Raw genomic sequence first — 20,207 nt, forward strand, 5'->3', positions numbered from 1 at the left:
ATCCCCTCGAAATTAACCTTAGTCTAAATTTTTAAGCTTTTTTCTAACTCTAATTACCGTACTTCGACTAACTCCAACTGCTTCAGCCGTTTTATTAATACTAAATCCAGCTTCAGTAAACGAGGCAATCCTATCATGAGCCTCTAAATCAGGCTGACGACCGTGATAAAGTCCCTTTTGCTGTGCTTTCACAATACCTTCTTTTTGCTTACGTTCACGTTCTCGATATTCTTTATATGCACTGGCCGCTAATATTTCTAACAGCATATTATTAATAGCGCTAAGTATTGATCTCATAAAATCATCACTTGGAAAACTACCAAATGTTAAATGACTTGTTGGTAGATCTAAACTAACAACACTAATTCCTTTTTCATTTATTGAGGCTACAAGAGTTTTCCAATCATCGGGACTTAACCTTGTTAAACGATCGATTGATTCAACTAACAAAACATCACCGGACTCTGATTCATCCAATAAACGAATTAGCTCTGGTCTATCTAAAGAATTGCCAGATTTATTTTCTATATAAAAAGAAGCTATTCGTTTGCTAAAGCCAGAAACGAATTTTTTTAATGAGCTTTTTGCTCTATTGGCATCTTGCTCAGAAGTTGATGCTCGTAAATATGCTCTTATGAACATTTTTGCCTAATTAGGTCTATTTAGATGGTGTCATATCATATAGGTTTATTTAAGTGGTGTCATTACGTAATTTCCTGTGATATCTCAATAGTGTCTTTAGGGTGTACTCATGTAAAACTAAATGTAATAACATTAATTTGGACTTTGATAATGAAAAAGGATAAACCATACATTGTTGTGGTTTAGTATTGTTGTAACAACGATAACTTTACTTATTTAATAGAAGAAAAAAACAAAATCAATTAGCGGTGTTTAAACTGGTATTCATTGATGGTCACTTTAATTAGATATAAAGTAAGTAAACAAAAAGTAAGTAAGGTAATTGATAACGTGTCTAAACGAACCATAAGTATGTTGGCTAAAGAACTGAGTGTAAATGTCGAGACAATTCGCTTTTATGAACGCAAAGGCTTAATTAAACAACCACCAAAGCCTATGCAGGGCTATAGACATTACCCGAAAGAAACGGTAAATAGAATACATTTTATCAAGCGTTCTCAAGAATTAGGTTTTACGCTAAATGAAATTGAAGGGTTACTTGCGTTAAACGATAGCCCATGTAGTAAAGTACAAGAATTAGCTAATAAAAAGCTGATCGCAGTACAAAAAAAGATGGCTGACTTGTTGCTGTTAGAACACGCTTTGGAAGAACATTTAGGACAATGCCAAAATAATGATGACGATAACTACTGCCCAATAATTGATTCGTTGCAACCGAAGTAAACGATTCGGTTAACTACCATTTCCTACTAAGACAGCATATCCAATTTTACGTCTGCGCCTTAATTCAAGTCAGCTTATTCCCCATATTTGTCGTAGCAGATTATCCAATATAAAATTTTTTATAAATCACTCTTGACTCCGTACCTAGGTACATACAATACACTTGCATTATCACTTAATGAGGTATCCATATGAATCAAAAAGAATCAAACCTTCCAATGATAGGAGGCATCATCGCAGCATTAGGCGCAGGCGTATGCTGTGTAGGTCCTTTAGTCCTGCTACTACTGGGGGTTAGTGGCTCATGGATTGGTAATTTAACTGCATTTGAACCCTATAGGCCATTATTTATCACATTTGTAGTGTTGTTGTTTGGTTACTCAGGTTGGAAAATTTATCGTCCAGTAGAAGAGTGTGAGCCGGGAACCGCCTGTGCAGTTCCTAAGAAGCAGCAACAACGAAAAGTCATTTTCTGGCTGAGCGCTATAGCTGCAACAATTTTTGTGACCAGTAATTATTGGATACTTTTGTTTGCTTAATATACAGATCAAGAAATTTATAACATTTTAAAATTTGGAGCTAATTATGAAAAAATTATTATTAACCGCACTGCTTTCACTTACTAGTTTTGGTGCTTTTGCTGAAGTAAAAACAGTTACGCTGGAAGTACCAACGATGAACTGTGCGACATGCCCAATCACAGTTAAAAAATCGTTAGAAAATGTTGATGGCGTTGAAAAAGCGAAAGTTACCTACAAGCCTAAGCTAGCTATTGTTTCTTTTGATGATACTAAAACCAACATCAATGCATTAATCACAGCGACTACCAATGCTGGCTACCCATCAAATTTAAAAAGTGAAAATAAGTAATGTTTAGCCCCTTAAATCTTGTTACGCGTATCGGAGATAAAGCAGGCGCTATAGGCGCACTTGTTTCTGCAATGGGATGCGCTATGTGTTTTCCTGCGATAGCTAGTCTAGGTGCGGCAATTGGTATGGGATTTCTTAGTCAGTGGGAAGGATTATTTATCAATACGTTATTCCCTCTGTTTGCAGTATTAGCGCTGACAATGAATATCTTAAGTTGGTTTAGCCATCGTCAATGGCACCGCAGTTTAGTTGGTTCAATTGGCCCCATTTTGGTTTTACTCTCTTTATACCCTTGGTTCCAGTACGGGTGGAGTTCATACGTTACTTATACGGGGCTAGGACTGATGGCTGCTGTATCAATTTGGGACATGGTTTCTCCAGCAAATAAACGCTGTGATGATGAAACTTGTACCGCTTAACTTTTTAAGAGGAATAAAATATGTCAACGAATAGTTGTTGCTCGTCAAATGACACTCAGCCAGAACAATTACATGTAGCCATTATTGGTAGTGGCTCAGGAGCATTTGCCAGTGCTATTAAAGCAGCGGAAGGCGGAGCAAGAGTTACTATCATAGAGGGAGCTGATGTTATCGGTGGCTGCTGTGTAAATGTAGGCTGTGTTCCTTCAAAAATATTGATCCGTGCAGCGCAATTAGCGCACCAGCAACGTACTAACCCATTTGATGGTTTAGAGAATATTCAACCACAACTTAGCCGCTCCTTACTAGCACATCAGCAAACAGCTCGCGTTGAAGAATTACGCGGTGCTAAATATCAAAGTATTTTAGAGAACAACCCTGCGCTATCTTTACTTAAAGGTTATGCGCGTTTTAAAAATGAAAATACCTTGTTAGTTCAAAAGGCTGATGGTAACGAAGAAGAGCTGGTTGCAGATCGCATTTTAATTGCTACAGGCTCTACACCAAGTATTCCACCTATTGATGGGCTAATTGATACACCTTATTGGACATCAACCGAAGCTTTATTTTCGGAGGAGTTACCAAGTAGTCTGGTTGTCATCGGCTCTTCTGTTATAGCACTGGAAATTGCACAAGCTTATGCCCGTTTGGGTAGCAGTGTAACAGTATTAGCACGACATACGCTTTTATATGCAGAAGATCCGTTATTAGGTGAAAAGCTGACTGAATGTTTTGAAAAAGAAGGCATTCGTGTACTTAATAATACGCAAGCAAGTCATGTTTCTTATGGTAGCAATGGGTTTTCATTAGAAACTAACGAAGGAACATTAATCGCTGAAAAATTGCTTATTTCTACTGGTCGCCATGCAAATACTGGCAAGCTTGGTTTAGAAAACGTTGGTGTTAAAACAGATAAAAGTGGTGCCATTATTGTTAATAGTATGATGGAAACATCAACAGCTAACATTTATGCCGCAGGAGATTGCTCCAATATGCCACAGTTTGTCTATGTTGCTGCTGCTGCCGGAAGTAGAGCCGGAATTAATATGACGGGCGGAAATGCACCACTCGACTTATCTACCATGCCTGCTGTTATATTCACTGACCCACAAGTTGCTACGGTGGGTCTAACCGAAGAACAAGCTTCAGCGGAAGGAATAAATACGATAAGTCGTGTACTTGATATGGAAAACGTACCTAGAGCATTAGCAAATTTTGAAACTGATGGATTTATCAAACTAGTTGCAGAAAAACAAACAGGTGAGATATTAGGCGCACAAATTCTCGCGCATGAAGGTGGTGAACTTATACAAAGTGCAGCATTAGCCATTCATAACAACATGACCGTAGAGGATTTAGCAGGTCAACTATTTCCGTATTTGACGATGGTTGAAGGATTGAAGCTATGCGCTCAAACCTTTAGCAAAGACGTTAAAGAGCTATCTTGCTGCGCGGGGTAATCATTTAACGGTAATGTACTTATAGAAATGTTAATGGAGTGCCAATTGATTGAATGTAATCAAGATATATTAAGGCATTCCATTAACAACACAAATTGGAAACATGCTAAACCATGATTAAATCTAAGGTTGAAAACATTCCTGTTGGTGAAGTCAGTTTTTTAACGGAGATCCCTGACATCAGTAAGTTCATTAATAGTGATGATGATGCGTTGGATTTTCCTTTGAGTATTTCTCAACTGGCACAAGCTGCACAAACGTCTGTCCATACTATAAGGAATTATGCACTTGAGAATATAATACACTGCGAAGAAAAAACTAAATCAGGTTATTCCCTTTACGGCTTATGTGCATTAAAGAGATTAAAGTTCATTCGAGCAGCAAGGGCGGCAGGTCTTCTTGTAATTGATATCAAGCCATTACTAATGGCAATAGATGCAGGAGAAAGAAAAATTCCTGACGACATCCAAAAGCTGCTACTTACTAAAATCGAGCATAGAAAAGTATTTTTAGATCTAATAACAAACCAAATTGAAGAGTTTTGCAATTAGAACAATTATAGAACAGCTCATGGCTCGACCAAAAACTTGTTAGCTTATCTACTTTCTATCAATGTTAGCTTGTATATATCAAGCATATAGAATATCAACAACTCCAATTTTTAATGGCACTTTCATGCGAAGTACCTGTTGAATTAGAAATATAAACAGATGTTATGATTTAACTTATTGATTCTACATCACTAAGTAAACCAGCTAAGTCGATTTCTTTGCGGTCTTTATTAAAGGCATATTCCCCATTTAGATTAATGTGTTGCCAAGCAACAGGTGAAAGCCGAGAAATAACATCAACCACATCTTGCCTACCGTTCCTCTCTTGGATTTGTAAAAATGCCGATAGTAACGCGGAATTATAATAAATATTGTATGCAGGCATATTAAATGCCTCGAAGAAATGGACAATGCCAATCCATAATTGGAATCTGACATTGTCGCAATTGGCCATCCACTTCGAAGGTAGGTTAGATGGTGTGCTAGATATTTAGCAACTTAGGCTGACACAGAATTCTGAACGCCCTCCCGTTGTAGCCATTTTCTCGATAGCTGCACTTCTTGCTGTCGCATCTCAACATTTTGCTTCCGGCTCATTTATCTCCATCAGAACACTGATGCTATTTATAGCTTTTTCAATGACGCTCTTAGCGGTGCAAAAACTGAAAGACCTATACAGTTTCACAAATTCGTTTATTACTTATGATTTACTAGCGATGAGATGGATAAGATATGGTTATATTTATCCCTTCATTGAAGCATATGCAGGTATTGGTATGGTTGCCCAACTACAGCCTCTCGCAGTGGCACCATTTTCATTGTTTATCGGCACAGTTGGAGCAATTTCAGTTTTCAAAGCCGTTTACATCGACAAACGCCAGTTAAAGTGTGCCTGTGTAGGCGGCGATAGCAGTGTGCCACTTGGATTTGTATCGCTATCTGAAAACTTATTTATGATCGCGGGAGCATTGATTATGCTGCTGATGTAAAGGTATAGCTCTATTCGGCGGCCCCTTAACTGTTAAGATTAGACCTAGGATGCCAGCCCACACCTTTCTAATTCATATGTAACATTTTTTCTGTCGTACTGGCATCAAGATAACCAGAACTGAGCAAACAATCTCAAAGGTTGTACAAAATAACACTAAAGTTTTTTCATTAAGTTTTATTGTTATGCTCTTGTGGTGGCTTTCGCCACCACTTTACTAGTCTTCAAGTTCCACCATATCTTTCGCTGCGATGTCACCAGATATTAGTTTTACCGTTGCGAAGTGATCATTTACAATTTTAGTAATTTGTACCGTTCCCACTTTTTCAATAGTGTACGGATCATCACCTTCACCCGGCGCAATTTCCTCATGGAATCTAATAACACTGTATTTTTGTCCAACCTCTGCACCATGTTTGGCACCAATACAAATCAGAGTTCGATCAGTAGACTGCTCAACCACTTGGCCCCTCATCATATTTTTGTGATAAAACGCAGTATTCGAACAGCCTGCTAAAAAGATACCGAATACAACAAGCAAAAGAATTTTCATATTGGATGTTTTCATCATTTTTTCCTCATCTAACTTATTAACTGAGCAAGCTCTTTGGAAGCTTACTTATTTTTCCGGCTTGCACCCGGAGGAACTTTGTGACAACTCCACGGTTTATGAGCAGCGTTGTCTTTAACATTCTGATCAACAAATTTGTAGTAACTTTCTTTAGTGTGCGTCCACCAATCATCATGAACATCGGCACCATGTTTGCGAATAACTTCCTCAATCCCATCAAGGTTTATATTTGCCGCATCATATGCTAGGTGTATTTCACCTTCTTTGATGTTGTAACTGACTTCATCTATACCAAAAAGCTGATCAATTTTTTTTACTAACTCGTCACAGTTTTCTTCTGTGACATTACTTAGTCTTAAATTTCGAACAACTAAATTCTGCTCTCTAACGCCAACTCTATGATCTAAATCGCTCATAATTTATCTCCTAATGTGAGTGCGAGTGTTGTTGTTTTTTGTCTTTCATTTCTGCCATTTTGTATTTCATTTGTGGCATTATGTTTTCCATCATTTCCAGATGATGTTCAGCCATCTTGATTTGCTTATGCATTGGAATTGCTTCCATGTTTTTGTGCATGGATTGCATCATCTTCATCATTGAGCGGTGATGTTCAGCCATCATCTGCTTTTGCTTTTCAGGATCTTTTTCAGCTTTAATGGCATGGACTTCCTTTTTCATTTCCATCATTTTTGAATGCATTTTTCCCATGTTCTCATGCGACATTGCCATGCCTTGATGCATATCCGATTTGTTCGCACCTTCATGTTTATTCTCATTGTTTTGAGCAAATAAGCTTGTGGCCGCCAATAGTGAGCTGACAAATAAAATTGATTTAGTTAACGTTTTCATGATTTTTACCTTCTATGTTCTTATTAAAATTTGGAATCCAACTTGGTGTCGATTCCATATAGCTATGGTACTCCGAACCAAACTCGGCAATAGCTTGTGTCTCTTCGCGTTTCGCTAGCTTGACGTAAACAACGACTAAGATTGGAAACATCGCAAGTGTTGGGATGGTCGGCCACTGCAATAAAAAGCCGAACATGATTAGAATGAAAGCTACGTACTGTGGGTGACGACACCTCGCGTACCATCCTGTAGTAGCCAATTGATGGTGTTTTTGCGCGTGATGCAATACGTTCCATGCTGAAGACAACATAAAGAAACCTGCCACAATAAACACCATACTCGCTATATGAAATGGGTCCCAATGGGCATCACCTTCCAAACCAAAGAAAGTATGTAATAAGTGCCCATTTTCATGCGCAAAGAAGTTAACTTCTGGGTAATTTTCAGTTAACCATCCAGACAAAAAATAGATAGTTAAAGGAAAGCCATACATTTCAGTAAATAGGGCAACAATAAAGGCAGAGAACGCTCCTAGGCTTCGCCAATCAGTTGATGTTTTTGGTTTTACAAAACTAAAGGCAAAAAAGATAAAAATTGCTGAATTCAGTATCACCATTGACCATAAGCCATAATCATATGTCTCATTCATCACTGTTCTCCTTCTTATGCAATTCCTTGCGTCCTTCTTCTAACCCTTGTATGTAGCCATCGCGATAGGCTTCATTTTTATCCGTGAGTTCTTGAAAGCTCTCTTCCTTTTTGTCATCAGGCGCATGTGAATGATCGTGACCATGTTTGCCGTGACTGCCATGCATAAATACATGCATCAAAGGACATAACAGCAAAATTAAATAGGGAAGAAATTGCAGAACATGTTGTCCATGTTCAAAGATTAAAAAATAGGTGGCTGCGGCAATAAGCACCAATGCAGCCCAACCTGTGGGTGTAAACCAAAATTTAGGGTGCTCATTTTTCATGTTGCCTCCTAAACGACCTTTAAGACACCGCGATACATTTGCATCTGACAATGAAACTCATGCTCTCCCGGTGATAAGTTCAATAAGGTAATTTGAGTAATTTCATTTAATTTAAGCTGCTCACTTATCTCCAATGATGGAATAAGCATTGTTTCAGCGCAGGGTGATTGATCTTTGCGCATAAACTTCAGAGTGACAGGCTGGCTAGCAGACACTTGAATTGAGGATGGTGAATACACGCCATCCCTCACTTCAATGAGTACTTCACTATCTTGAACAATTGTTTTATTGGGTTTGTATAGCCAAAACCACCAAACAATCATTGCAATTAACACTAAGCCTAATAAGTTAATTATAATCATTGTGATTCTCCTAATGCTTACTTTCTATGAGTTTTGGGCTTTAAAAAAGCGAAGTCGATTTGCATTTGACACTACGGTCAATGACGAAAACGCCATTGCAGCACCAGCAATTACAGGGCTAAGCAGAATGCCAAAGAAGGGGTATAGAACCCCCGCAGCAAAAGGAATCCCGGCTACGTTATAGACAAACGCGCCAAACAAGTTTTGTTTGATATTTCGTAAAGTCGCTTTGCTTACCGCGATGGCATCAGCAAGGCCATGAAGTGAACCACGCATCAGGGTAATATCCGCGCTTTCAATCGCAACGTCTGTACCTGTGCCTATAGCAAAACCAACATCAGCTAACGCTAGCGCCGGAGCATCGTTGATGCCATCACCTGTCATACCAACGATTTCGCCACTGCCTTGTAGCTCTTTCACCTTGTTGGCTTTGTCTTCTGGCAGCACTTCAGCAAAAAACTCGCTAATGCCCGCTTTTTTGGCAACAGCGGCAGCGGTTTCCTTGTTATCCCCCGTTAGCATGATGACGCGTATACCATTAGCCTGAAGACGTTGGATAGCAGAGATTGAGTCTGACTTAATGGGATCTGCAACAGCAATGATTGCTGCAAGTTCACCATCTACAGCAAAGTACATAGGTGTTTTGGCTTCTTTGGCTAAAGACTGTGCTTGTTCAACAAAGCCTGTGAGGTCTACGCCTTTTAACTTCATTAGTTTATCGTTTCCGAAAAGCAGGGCTTTGTTGTTGCAGCTTGCTTCTACACCAAAACCCGTAATGGCGTTAAACGATTCAATTTTTAGTAACTCAATATCGTGATCTAACGCACTTTCAACAATCGCTTGCGCTAAAGGGTGCTCTGAGCCGCTTTCTAAACTTGCTGCAAGCTGTAGTACGCCTTCTTCGTCAGTAGCTTTTGCCAAAACAATATCGGTTACCTTAGGTGCCCCTTCAGTAATAGTGCCCGTTTTATCTAAAATCATGGCAGTGATTTTAGAGGCGGTTTGCAGTGCTTCACCGTTTCGAATTAGCACTCCTGCTTCTGCTGCTTTTCCTACTCCGACCATAACAGACATAGGCGTTGCCAAGCCCAAAGCACACGGGCAGGCAATAATAAGCACAGTAGTTGCTGAAACGATGGCAAAAGCAATGGCTGGCTCAGGTCCAAAGTTAAGCCATGCTAGCGCACTTAACACAGAGGTGATCATCACGACAGGTACGAAAAAAGCTGAAATAACATCGGCCAAACGGCCAATCGGCGGTTTTGAATTTTGTGCTCGTTTCACCATATTGATGATTTGTGCAAGCGCCGTGTCTTTACCAACGCGTGTGGCTCTAAATAAAATCATGCCTGATTTGTTCAAAGTACCTGCGACAACCTCATCTTCTTCAGCTTTTTCAGCAGGCATAGGTTCGCCTGTCAGCATGGACTCATCAATAGAGGTGTGTCCTTCCAATACCACGCCATCGACGGGAATTTTTTCACCCGGTTTTACCTTCACAATATCGTTAAATAAAACCTGCTCAATACCTATCTGAACTTCTTTGTTGTCACGAACCACGGTTGCTGTTTTGGCTTGCAAGCCGATAAGACGTTTAATGGCCTCAGAGGTTTTACCTCTGGCTTTGATTTCTAATGCTAAACCTAAATCAATTAAGCCAATGATCATGGCGGTAGCTTCAAAATAAACATGCCGTGCCATCAATGGAACAGCGTCAGGTGCAAACACGACAACCATCGAATACAACCAAGCTGTACTTGTTCCTAAAGCTATTAGAGTGTCCATATTAGCGGAGTGGTTTTTAAAGCTTTTCCAAGCGCCAACATAAAAATGCTTACCTGAAAAATACATAACACCAAAAGTTAAAATGCCTACAACCAGCCAAGACATGCGCTCAAGGTTTGTTTCAACCGTCATTTCTCCAACCACAATGCTGTAGATCATCAAAGGAACGCCGAGTGAAAGGGCAATAAACGTATCGCGCATTAGCTTTTTGTAATATGCAAAATCCGCAGCCTCTTTCTCATCAAGCGCATCTGTTGCTGAGCTATCATCAATTGGCTTCGCGTTATACCCCACTGACTCAACAGCTTTGATCAACTCTTTTGTTTTAGCTGTCCCATAAACTGTTACTGTCCTATCAGCAAAATTCATTTCCGCACTGACGACTCCAAGAGTTGCCTTCAACGCCCCTTCAATTTTGCCTACACAGCTAGCACACCCAGCACCTTCAATGATAAGCTGTTGGTTATGTGATACTTTCTCCAACGTATTCTCCTTACTTTTACACGAAGAGGATTGAGCTTTTGCCTGACAGCAACAGCCTGATTCAGTTTTTATATTTGTGTTAGTAGCCACCCTTTTTCCTCCTATGCTTTTTTAATTTGCTCAAAGTTTTCGATGAGATGACAAACCATGTTTGCAGTCGGTGCTTTGTCTTCCATTTCTTCCCATCGAGAAAGCGCAGAAGACATTTTTCCTCGAAGTGCCAACATTGCTTGAAACTGCTTTTCTGTTTCTTCAAGCCGCTCTTTGATCAGGCTTCTGACTAATGGGCACGCACTTTTACCATCTTCAGATTCATTAATAATTTCCTTGATATCTGCAACGGAAAAACCAAGGTTTCTGGCACTTAAAATGAATTTAAGTCTCGATACTTCTTTATTCGAGTATGACTTGTAGCCGTTCACTGACTTAGCAGGTTTTAACAATCCTAATCTGGTGTAATAGCGCACCGTATCAGCAGTCGTTCCAAGGCTTTTTGCCAGCTCCGCAACTTTCATATTCACTCCTCAGTTTTTTAGCTAAGTTTGTACTCTCATCTTCAGCTTAGACCTGTGTCTAAGACACAGGTCAAGTACTAATTCTAGTGAATAAGCTAAAAACTAATTTTTTGGTAAAAGAGAAATCTCGGTCAAAATCGACAGCATTAAGTACTGTAAATAGCAATAGTTTGAGCATGTTCATCATGCCTCCAAAAAATATTGTGCTAATTGTTCAAAACGGTTGGTAATTTAAACCAATCAGTAAATCGTTTTATTTTTGATGGGACTGGCGAAAAAAAGGCGCACTGATCCCGTGATTAGCCAATAATTGGTGGACGATAAAGTAAGAGATGGATACCAGATTTTGGTAGGGGTATACGCTGTAGAATTAGCTCAGAATGAATATTGCAAATACCTTCGTCTTGCGCTTCCACAAGATAGGCATTTAAATGAAAGCTTGTACAAAAACCGCCTTCACAACAAACACAATCACCAGCTTTACATTTTTCACAGTCTTCATCACCATGACGGTTTTTAGAATCTTGCGAATTTTCAGTGTGATAGTGACTATTGTCATTCATTGATTGATGATGCATATTTTTGCTTGGTTGTATAATATGCGTGTCGGAAGATCCATTTTGATGTTCTTCACAATTCATTGGTTTAGCAATAGCAAAGCCATGCTGCGTAAGCAACAGAGTAATTACCACTATTTTAAACCACTTGAAAAGTCCAAACATTTTAATTCCTTATTTATCACCTACAATATTAGCCACTTTATAAAAATAATTTTATGATCTTGATCAACCTTTGAACTAAAACCTAAACTTTTTACTTTTTACTTTTTTAAACAGCTTTAACTTCACAAGTATAAAAGGGGTGTCTAATTTATACTCATGAGATTGAAGCCAAGCATGAGCACCATTAAAAGAAATAAAAACCCTACGCTCATAACTAGGTATTGAGTAATGGATCATTTTTCCAATTGTTCAGCTTTAAGCGCAGTACTTTGCAACAATCGGTTCTATCCCGGGCACATCCAATTCCCGTTCATCAAAAGTGATAAAATGGCCTATTGTACGTCTTTCAATGGCGATGTTTTTTGCCTTGACTCTTTAACCTTAACCATTCGCCAACTTTACTTCTTAGCTGATATTCCACCTTGATAGGTATACACTAGACTGGCACCGACTGAAAACAAGAAGTAGCTTACTATTACTGCTCTTAGTTCTTTCCAAAAAAACTATTAGCTAGGCCTTTCCTAACATAACTAAAATGGTTTAAATCCCAAAAAACGAAAGCTACCATCAATATAGTTGCGGTAGCTCTCATCAAGTCAATATAGTATTTCTTCATATCAGAGCCAGAACTTGATACCTGCAACAAAAGCAGTATCACGAGTACTTTGCCCATTTAACTTCGCAAAGTCGGCTGTATTACCAAATTTATTTGTCCACTCAACGCCAACATAGGGAGCAAACTGGCGGGTAAACTCATAACGAACCCGAAAACCAATAGCACTGCTAGACAAGCCACTACCAAGGTTATTTTGGACGTCATCCTTACCGTAAAGCGTCAACTCTGCTCGTGGTTGAACAATTAACTTTTGAGTAAGTAATAGCTCATACTCAGCTTCGATCGAAAATGCACTATTACCTTGCTCTCCTAAATACGCAGTCATATCAATTTCAAACCAGTAGGGGGCTAGACCTTGTAAACCAAAAGCTAGCCATTTGCGGTTTTCACCTTCGTTATTGTAATCAAGTCGAATACCGACTTGTGTATCCCAATAAGCAGATATTGCGTGGCCCCATAGAAAATCTGTTTGGTTCTCCTCTAAATTACCTTCGCTAAAATCTCCTTCAGTTTTGATGACTAATCTATCAAAAGTAGTGCCATACCATGCCTGAAAGTCAAAAACACCTGCGTTTGTTTGCTCATTATATTCAAGACGATCCCCTAGTAGCGCGTAAAATGAATGCTCATCTGCCAAAGTCAGTCGTTTGTCGCTACTGAGTGCATAAGGGCCTTCAGTCAAAGTTGTACCTGCTGCATAAGCATGGGGGTCTCTAGCATCTTTAGGTGCATCTCCACCTTGTGCTTGCATTTTAGAATCACCCATCTCAGTCATCTCATCTTTTGCAGATACAGATACAGATACACTTATAAGGGGCAAACCTATTAATAATAGTCTTAACGTATTGGTTAGTATTAATTTTTTCATGATACAACTACCTCTCTAAACATACCTGCATCCATGTGGAATAATAAATGGCAATGCCATGCCCAGCGACCTACGTCATGAGGTGTTGTTAAAAAACTAATTCTTTGCGCTGGTTGTACAGGGATAGTATGGCGACGAACCTGTACATCACCTTTTTCATTCTCCAAATCGCTCCACATACCATGCAGGTGCATGGGATGTGTCATCATTGTATCGTTTTGTAAAATAACTCTTAAACGTTGATTATGCTTCATGTGAACTGGCGTGCTTTTTCCAAATTCCAAGCCATCAAATGACCAGCTATAACGCTCCATGTTTCCAGTTAAATGTAATTCAATTTCAGCCTCTGGCTCTTGCTGGTTTGTAATTCCCTCAAGAGAATGTAAATCTGCAAGTGTTAAAACACGGCGTCCATTTTTACGTAAACCTATACCGGGATCATCAAGGTTTGTTCTAGGCATATCAACACGCATATCAACAGAAGCTCCATACTCTGTTTTTGCATGACGCACTTTAGTGCTAGCAACAGCTAATGGGTTTTTAGTCATTCCATGTTTACTATGATCCATTGCCATCGCTCCATGACCCATTGCACTATGATCCATTTTATTAGAATTCATGCCCGACATACCTGCCGTATCAGCCATTGTAGAATGCACACTATCATGGGTCATATTGCCCATCATATCTGTCATCGTTAACCACTCAACGGGGTCTAAAGAAGGTACTGGTGCATCAACGTTAGGTGCCATTGATAAAGTACCTTTAGCATAACCTGAGCGATCCATGCTTTGTGCAAAAATCGTATATGCATCATTTTTTGGCTCGACAAGTACATCATAAGTTTCACCGGGACCAAATCTAAATTCATCTACTGTCACAGGTTCAACATTTTGTCCATCAGCTTGTACAACTGTTAACTTCAGCTCAGGTATTCTTACATCAAAAAACGTATTGCTAGAACCGTTAATAAATCTAAGCCTAACCTTTTCGCCAGCTTTAAACATTCCACGCCAGTTTGTCAAAGGCGCACAACCATTCATTAAAAAAGTCATTGCAGATGCTGATAAGTCTGCAAGATCTGTAGGGTTCATTCTCATTTTATTCCACATTTCCCGGCGTTGTAGCGCATTTGAAACGCTGCTATTTGAAATGTCATCAAAAAACTCTGGAACAGTAGGTTGATTAAAGTTAAATACATCGCTCTGTACTTTTAACTTGCGAAACAAATCCATTGGGTCATCATCAGTCCAATCAGACAATTGGATGACATGCTCATTGTCAGCACTAATAATATCCTTTTCTCTTGGCTCAATAATTAATGCGCCGTACATACCTGTCATTTCTTGAAAGCCACTGTGTGAGTGATACCAATATGTGCCGCTTTGTTGCAGCTTAAATTTATAAACAAAGGTTTCACCCGGCATTATACCTTTAAAGCTAATACCCGGTACGCCATCCATTTGATACGGAAGAATGATCCCATGCCAATGAATTGAACTCGGCACTGATAATTTATTAGTTACCCTGATAGTAACGTCATCACCTTCTCTGAGGCGCAAGGTAGGAGCTGGTATTGAGCCATTGATTGTTGTAGCCATTCTTACAACACCTGTGAAGTTTACGGGTGACTCATCTATCACTAAATCTATTACTTCTCCACTTAGTTCGGGCGCAGTACCTGTTGAAGTTCCAGCAATCAAAGATGAAGCTGCATGAAGAACACTTGGAAAAGCAGCTAATACACCGCCAGCAATTACACCTTGTACAAAGCGTCTACGTGGCGTAGAAACTTGATGTAATGGACTTTTAATTCTCATTTTGTACTCCGTTATTTAACCAATAAATTAATGTGACCAATGAATGTGCTTAATCTTCCATTCACCATTTTGTTTTTCCAGCACCATCGTTTCCATGCCTTGATAATCGCGTTCAACACCTTTATGAGTACCTGTAGTTTGACTACGCGACGCAGAGATAGCGGTATTTCCAAGTATCGTCACTTGATGTTCAAGTGTGTCGCTCTTCATCGCTGCTAAATACTTCATATCCGACAACATATGATGATGAGCATATTCATCAGCGCTCCTTTCAACGCGGCCTCCCTCGAAAATGGTGACATCATCCGCTAACTGCGCTCTAGCCTGTTTTTGATTGCCAGTTTCAAGTGCTTGATGAAATGCCAAAACAACTTTTGCGGCAGGGGTATCTATACCTTTAAACAAACCTTTGTCTTTGTTCTTATCACCATGAGCGTTTGCTGCGAAACTAAACGTCATTAATAAAACGAGTAATATATTTATTGTTTTCATTTTCATTCTCTCTTTTAGGTTTTAATTTGCAGGGCCAACAACACTAGTAAGCCCAGCCGTTACAGATAAAATGGCAAAAGCTACTACCATTTCTATCGAGATAGATTTAGATAAAGCCTCTCTGCCTTGACTATTTTTAAGTTGTGGAACGAGTATTAGTTTATGTTTAGCAGCAAGTGCCAAAATAGACACTACAAGGGCCAATTTAAACAACAGTATTTGTCCGTAACTTGAGCTTATTAGTGCATCAAGACTTCCGACCAATTGAATCACGAGCCAGAGGCCTGCTACCAACAATAGGCTCAATGTAAAACTTGCTTGTTTGCCAAAGCTTTCCATCAGCAAATGAAGTTCTGCATAACTTAGCTGATGGCAAGCCTGTTTTAATGGCAATAACGCCCCAAACCACCATGCCATAACGAGCACATGCAAAATAAGCAAGCCTTTTTCAATTGTGCCTAACTCAGAAATATGACCCAGTAACGTGAATGAGTATGCAAGGATTACTAAACTCAACATTAAAGCGCTTTGTTTTAAGTACGAGTTCACAGCGAGTTTGAACCTTAAAGCTAAAGCGATTATTGCGGTAACTAGCCCAAGCGCTCGAAGCAAAGCTCCAGTGCCGACAGAGGAGTCCCACATAATAGCCAATATATCAGCGTCTATCGCCCCCTGAATTCCCTCTTCTGCCATTGCACCAGTACTGGCAAAGAACCAAGTAATATTAGCGATCAAAGCCATAACTATATAAGTTCTTGTCCACGTTAAATTCGCTATTACAGCATTAGTATGAGATTCATTATTCTCAAATATTTGCCTGAAAAATGTATAACCTGCAATACAGGCAAAGCCGACGTAAAATACAATTTTTGACAGTACAATGACTGTATTCCAGATATACATTTCCATATCAATCACACCGCCTATTTTAGTGAACCATAAAGCCGAAGCTATGTTTCATTTTATGACCATCGTTACCTAAGAAGGTTACATCCACAGCGTAGTTTGCAGGAGCTAATTTAGGTAGTTTCCATGTAAATTTGCTAGTAGCGACTTTAGAAGGCTCGAATCCAAATTTAAATTCTTCGCCTTGTTTATTGGCCAATGAAACTTTTACAACCCGTACCTCTTTGGTGAACATCAAAGTTAATTCTTCTGGAGGATTCATTAGCATTGCATTATCAGCAGGCACACTTTTTTCAAGATGCACATGCGCAAATACCGCACTACTAAAAACGACACTGATTACGGTTAAAAATTTAATTAGTTTTTTCATATTTACCTCTATTTTAGTTTATTGAAATTGCTATTTATGGTTTCTTAACTTCGCTAAGCATTACTTTTTAGCTCCGCCTTAGAAAGCTCCTTGTTAAAGGCGTTTAATTCTGGCTTTTTAACGATTGAGTAAATTACTGGGAGCACAATAAGAGTGAGTAGCACAGCACTTGTCATTCCGCCTACCATAGGTGCAGCAATACGACTCATAATCTCCGAACCTGTTCCTGTACCATATAAAATGGGCATCAAGCCGATAATGATTGTTGCAACTGTCATCATTACTGGACGAACTCGTAAGCCTGCACCGTGCAATAATGCATCTTGATATGCATCATCAGAGATAGGTTCAGCTCGCTCTTCAGCTTTTTCCTTAAGCTCAGCAAGTGCCTGATTGAGATAGACCAACATTATCACACCAATCTCAACCGCTACCCCAGCTAGAGCAATAAAGCCCACGCCAACAGCCACAGAGAAGTTAAACCCTTCCAGATACATCAACCATAAGCCACCAATCATCGCCATCGGCAAGGTAACGATAATGATAGCCACCTCACTAAACGCTCTGAAGTTTAAGTAAAGTAGAATAACAATAATGGCGAGTGTTAAAGGCAATACATAGGTGAGCTTTTCTTTCGCTCTTTCCATATATTCGTATTGCCCAGCCCAAGTAATTGAATAACCTGCTGGTAGTTTTAGATTATTAGCCAAGTGTATTTTTGCACTTTCAACATAAGTACCTACGTCAACACCGTCTATATCGATAAACGTCCAGCCATTTAAACGAGCATTTTCACTCTTAATCCCCGGCGGACCGTTCTCAACTCGAATATCTGCGACATCACCTAGTGCAATGCGTTGACCACTTGGTGTTACAACAGGTAATCGTGATAGCTGCTCAGGAGAGTCTCGATAGTCTTGCGGATAGCGTAAGTTAACAGGGTAACGCTCTTGACCTTCTACCGTTTGGGTAACGTTCATACCACCAATAGCTGTAGAAACCACTTGTTGAACATCTTCGATGTTTAACCCAAAGCGACTTGCCTTATCGCGTGAAATATCAACCTTGATATATCGTCCACCTGCAACTCGCTCTGAGTAAACTGATGCTGTGCCTGTAACTTCGGGTAAAATTTGCTCTATTTGTTGGCCGATTTCCTGAATCACATCAAGCTCTGGTCCGGCGACTTTAATACCCACAGGCGTTTTTATGCCTGTTGCTAACATGTCGATTCGGGTCTTGATTGGCATAACCCAAGCATTCGTTAAGCCCGGAAACTTAACCAATTTATCAAACTCAGCTTTTAACGATTCAGTAGTCACACCCTCTCGCCACTGCTCTTGTGGCTTCAATTGAATAAAGGTTTCAATCATGGTTAAAGGTGCAGGATCGGTTGCAGTTTCAGCTCTTCCTACTTTACCAAATACAGTTTCAACTTCTGGCACAGTGCGAATAAGCTTGTCTGTTTGCTGCAATAACTCCCTTGCTTTACCAATTGAAATACCGGGATAGGTAGTAGGCATATACATGAGATCGCCTTCATCCAATGGCGGAATGAATTCACTACCAATTTTATCGACAGGCCAAAAGCCAACGATAGTCACTAATATTGCTGCTACTATTGTCGATTTTGGAAACTTCATGACTTGCTTTAAAACAGGCATGTAGATAGCAATCAATAATCGGTTTAACGGGTTTTTCTTTTCAGAAACAACTTTGCCTCGAATAAAGTAGCCCATCAAAACAGGCACCAATGTGATCGCCAAACCTGCTGATGCCGCCATTGCATAGGTTTTTGTATAGGCGAGCGGAGAGAACATTCTTCCTTCTTGCGCTTCCAAGATAAATACAGGTAAGAATGAGACTGTAATGATCAGTAAGCTAAAAAATAGTGCAGGGCCTACTTCACTCGCAGCCTTAGCAACAATTTGCCAGCGATTTTCATCTGTTAGTGGTGTTTTCTCCATATGCTTGTGCATATTTTCAATCATCACTATTGCACCATCAGTCATCGCACCAATCGCAATAGCGATACCGCCTAAAGACATAATGTTGGCATTGATGCCTTGCATATACATGATAATGAACGACACCAAGATACCTAATGGCAGAGTAACAACTGCCACAATAGATGAGCGAAGATGAAATAGGAAAGCCACACAGACAATAGCAACGACTGCAAGCTCCTCTAGCAACTTGCTCCAAAGATTATCAACAGCACGATCTATTAACTTCGATCTGTCATAAACAGGGACAATCTCCACCCCCTCTGGTAGAGAAGATTTAAGCGATTCAAGTTTTTCTTTTACCCCGTTTATGGTTTGTTGAGCGTTTTCACCAAAGCGCATAACGACAACACCACCAACAACTTCGCCTTCACCATTAAGCTCTGCGATACCACGGCGCATTTGAGGCCCTAAATTAACGGTAGCAACATCACCAATACGCAATGGCGTGCCTTGTTCGTTAATACCAAGTGGGATTTTCTCTATATCACTAACTGATTGAATATACCCCGTTGCGGTAACCATATATTCAGCTTCAGCCATTTCCACAACGGATGCGCCAGTTTCTTTGTTCCCTTTTTGTAAGGCTATTTGTATTAAACTTAGAGGAATATCGTAAGCTCTCAATTTATCAGGATCTACTTGCACTTGATACTGCTTAACCATACCACCAACGGCGGCAACTTCGGACACGCCCGGAACAGTTTGTAGTTCATACTTTAAGAACCAGTCTTGAATGCTTCTTAATTGGCTTAGATCATGGTTTCCAGACTTATCTGTTAAAGCGTAAATGTATACCCAACCCACACCTGTTGCATCAGGTCCTAATTGAGGTTTTGCCGAATCAGGCAGGCTTGATGCTACTTGGCTTAAGTATTCAAGTACTCTGCTTCTAGCCCAATACAAATCAGTATCGTCATCAAAAATAATGTAGACGTAGGAATCACCAAAAAATGAGTAACCACGAACAGTTTGCGCCCCCGGCACTGATAACATCGCTGTAGTAAGAGGAAATGTCACTTGATCCTGCACTACTTGTGGTGCCTGTCCCGGATAGCTCGTCTTAATTATCACCTGCACATCAGAAAGATCGGGGAGTGCATCTACTGGTGTTTTTTGTAATGAATACAAACCACCAAACGCGATAATTAAGGTAATCAACAAAACAAAGAAACGATTGCCGATAGACCATCTAATAATTGATTCAATCAT

General features: G+C 39.8%; 23 protein-coding genes and 2 pseudogenes. 8 read left to right on the plus strand and 17 right to left on the minus strand.

Annotated features, from left to right (window positions below; translation table 11 throughout):
- Positions 1-18: 18 nt before the first annotated feature.
- Positions 19-642 (minus strand): recombinase family protein, encoded by a 624-nt coding sequence (locus J8M01_RS17590; protein WP_008467336.1) that lies wholly within the window; start codon positions 640-642, stop codon positions 19-21.
- Positions 643-912: 270 nt separating this feature from the next.
- Here J8M01_RS17590 and merR point away from each other — a divergent pair, with 270 nt between their 5' ends.
- The 6 genes from merR (at position 913) to J8M01_RS17620 (ending at position 4,665) form a co-directional block, all read left to right on the plus strand.
- Positions 913-1,365, plus strand: a complete 453-nt coding sequence (merR, locus tag J8M01_RS17595) for an Hg(II)-responsive transcriptional regulator (RefSeq protein WP_082653642.1) — start codon at positions 913-915, stop codon at positions 1,363-1,365.
- 191 nt (positions 1,366-1,556) lie between these two features.
- On the plus strand, positions 1,557-1,904 hold the full coding sequence (locus J8M01_RS17600; protein WP_058405804.1) for a mercuric transporter MerT family protein: 348 nt from the start codon (positions 1,557-1,559) through the stop codon (positions 1,902-1,904).
- Positions 1,905-1,950: 46 nt separating this feature from the next.
- A complete protein-coding gene (gene merP, locus J8M01_RS17605; protein WP_058405803.1) occupies positions 1,951-2,235 on the plus strand; it encodes a mercury resistance system periplasmic binding protein MerP in 285 nt (94 codons plus the stop codon).
- On the plus strand, positions 2,235-2,654 hold the full coding sequence (merC, locus tag J8M01_RS17610) for an organomercurial transporter MerC (protein WP_058405802.1): 420 nt from the start codon (positions 2,235-2,237) through the stop codon (positions 2,652-2,654). Before merP ends, merC begins: the two co-directional genes overlap by 1 nt.
- A 20-nt stretch (positions 2,655-2,674) precedes the next feature.
- Positions 2,675-4,114, plus strand: coding sequence for a mercury(II) reductase (gene merA / locus J8M01_RS17615; RefSeq protein ID WP_058405801.1), 1,440 nt, complete (start codon positions 2,675-2,677; stop codon positions 4,112-4,114).
- A gap of 113 nt (positions 4,115-4,227) precedes the next feature.
- Complete coding sequence (locus tag J8M01_RS17620; protein ID WP_058405800.1) at positions 4,228-4,665, plus strand: MerR family transcriptional regulator; 438 nt, start codon at positions 4,228-4,230, stop codon at positions 4,663-4,665.
- A gap of 169 nt (positions 4,666-4,834) precedes the next feature.
- Here J8M01_RS17620 and J8M01_RS17625 read toward each other — a convergent pair whose 3' ends face one another.
- On the minus strand, positions 4,835-5,050 hold the full coding sequence (locus J8M01_RS17625; RefSeq protein WP_160327105.1) for a Tn3 family transposase: 216 nt from the start codon (positions 5,048-5,050) through the stop codon (positions 4,835-4,837).
- Between J8M01_RS17625 and J8M01_RS17630 the strand changes: the two are divergent.
- Together J8M01_RS17630 and J8M01_RS17635 are read left to right on the plus strand one after the other, a co-directional pair.
- Positions 5,037-5,159, plus strand: a pseudogene (locus tag J8M01_RS17630) (IS256 family transposase); the annotation flags it as partial. The gene J8M01_RS17625 and the pseudogene J8M01_RS17630 overlap by 14 nt on opposite strands.
- A 33-nt stretch (positions 5,160-5,192) precedes the next feature.
- A pseudogene (locus tag J8M01_RS17635) lies at positions 5,193-5,654 on the plus strand (MauE/DoxX family redox-associated membrane protein); the annotation flags it as partial.
- Positions 5,655-5,870: 216 nt separating this feature from the next.
- On the opposite strand, the gene J8M01_RS17640 reads toward J8M01_RS17635, so the two are convergent.
- From J8M01_RS17640 to J8M01_RS17710, 15 genes are all read right to left on the minus strand, one after another.
- Complete coding sequence (locus J8M01_RS17640; RefSeq protein WP_247671185.1) at positions 5,871-6,206, minus strand: hypothetical protein; 336 nt, start codon at positions 6,204-6,206, stop codon at positions 5,871-5,873.
- Between the two features lie 62 nt (positions 6,207-6,268).
- The gene (locus tag J8M01_RS17645; protein ID WP_058405798.1) at positions 6,269-6,640 is read right to left on the minus strand and encodes a hypothetical protein; all 372 of its coding nucleotides are present in this window, start codon (positions 6,638-6,640) and stop codon (positions 6,269-6,271) included.
- Positions 6,641-6,650: 10 nt separating this feature from the next.
- Complete coding sequence (locus tag J8M01_RS17650; RefSeq protein ID WP_058405797.1) at positions 6,651-7,073, minus strand: hypothetical protein; 423 nt, start codon at positions 7,071-7,073, stop codon at positions 6,651-6,653.
- Positions 7,057-7,722, minus strand: a complete 666-nt coding sequence (locus J8M01_RS17655) for an isoprenylcysteine carboxylmethyltransferase family protein (RefSeq protein WP_058405796.1) — start codon at positions 7,720-7,722, stop codon at positions 7,057-7,059. The genes J8M01_RS17650 and J8M01_RS17655 overlap by 17 nt, the downstream gene beginning before the upstream one ends.
- A complete protein-coding gene (locus J8M01_RS17660) occupies positions 7,715-8,050 on the minus strand; it encodes a DUF2933 domain-containing protein (protein WP_058405795.1) in 336 nt (111 codons plus the stop codon). Before J8M01_RS17660 ends, J8M01_RS17655 begins: the two co-directional genes overlap by 8 nt.
- Before the next feature lie 8 nt (positions 8,051-8,058).
- The gene (locus J8M01_RS17665) at positions 8,059-8,412 is read right to left on the minus strand and encodes a cupredoxin domain-containing protein (protein ID WP_058405794.1); all 354 of its coding nucleotides are present in this window, start codon (positions 8,410-8,412) and stop codon (positions 8,059-8,061) included.
- 24 nt (positions 8,413-8,436) lie between these two features.
- Positions 8,437-10,680 carry a heavy metal translocating P-type ATPase gene (locus tag J8M01_RS17670; protein WP_058405793.1) on the minus strand — a complete coding sequence of 748 codons (2,244 nt, stop codon included), beginning with the start codon at positions 10,678-10,680 and terminating at the stop codon, positions 8,437-8,439.
- 101 nt (positions 10,681-10,781) lie between these two features.
- Positions 10,782-11,195 (minus strand): MerR family transcriptional regulator, encoded by a 414-nt coding sequence (locus tag J8M01_RS17675; RefSeq protein ID WP_008467855.1) that lies wholly within the window; start codon positions 11,193-11,195, stop codon positions 10,782-10,784.
- A 299-nt stretch (positions 11,196-11,494) separates the two neighbouring features.
- Positions 11,495-11,917, minus strand: coding sequence for a hypothetical protein (locus J8M01_RS17680; protein WP_010558026.1), 423 nt, complete (start codon positions 11,915-11,917; stop codon positions 11,495-11,497).
- A gap of 617 nt (positions 11,918-12,534) precedes the next feature.
- Positions 12,535-13,401 (minus strand): copper resistance protein B, encoded by an 867-nt coding sequence (locus tag J8M01_RS17685; protein ID WP_028834968.1) that lies wholly within the window; start codon positions 13,399-13,401, stop codon positions 12,535-12,537.
- The gene (locus tag J8M01_RS17690; protein WP_058405792.1) at positions 13,398-15,221 is read right to left on the minus strand and encodes a copper resistance system multicopper oxidase; all 1,824 of its coding nucleotides are present in this window, start codon (positions 15,219-15,221) and stop codon (positions 13,398-13,400) included. The genes J8M01_RS17685 and J8M01_RS17690 overlap by 4 nt, the downstream gene beginning before the upstream one ends.
- A gap of 27 nt (positions 15,222-15,248) precedes the next feature.
- A complete protein-coding gene (locus J8M01_RS17695; protein WP_008467847.1) occupies positions 15,249-15,719 on the minus strand; it encodes a nuclear transport factor 2 family protein in 471 nt (156 codons plus the stop codon).
- A gap of 15 nt (positions 15,720-15,734) precedes the next feature.
- Complete coding sequence (locus J8M01_RS17700) at positions 15,735-16,622, minus strand: CopD family protein (protein ID WP_211058823.1); 888 nt, start codon at positions 16,620-16,622, stop codon at positions 15,735-15,737.
- Positions 16,623-16,641: 19 nt separating this feature from the next.
- Positions 16,642-16,989: a copper resistance CopC family protein gene (locus tag J8M01_RS17705; protein WP_058405791.1), complete on the minus strand. Its 348-nt coding sequence runs from the start codon at positions 16,987-16,989 to the stop codon at positions 16,642-16,644.
- A 53-nt stretch (positions 16,990-17,042) separates the two neighbouring features.
- The gene (locus J8M01_RS17710; protein ID WP_008467841.1) at positions 17,043-20,207 is read right to left on the minus strand and encodes an efflux RND transporter permease subunit; all 3,165 of its coding nucleotides are present in this window, start codon (positions 20,205-20,207) and stop codon (positions 17,043-17,045) included.

Origin of the sequence: Pseudoalteromonas sp. MMG005 (assembly GCF_018101015.1) — a bacterium.
In the GTDB taxonomy this organism is placed as follows: domain Bacteria; phylum Pseudomonadota; class Gammaproteobacteria; order Enterobacterales; family Alteromonadaceae; genus Pseudoalteromonas; species Pseudoalteromonas aurantia.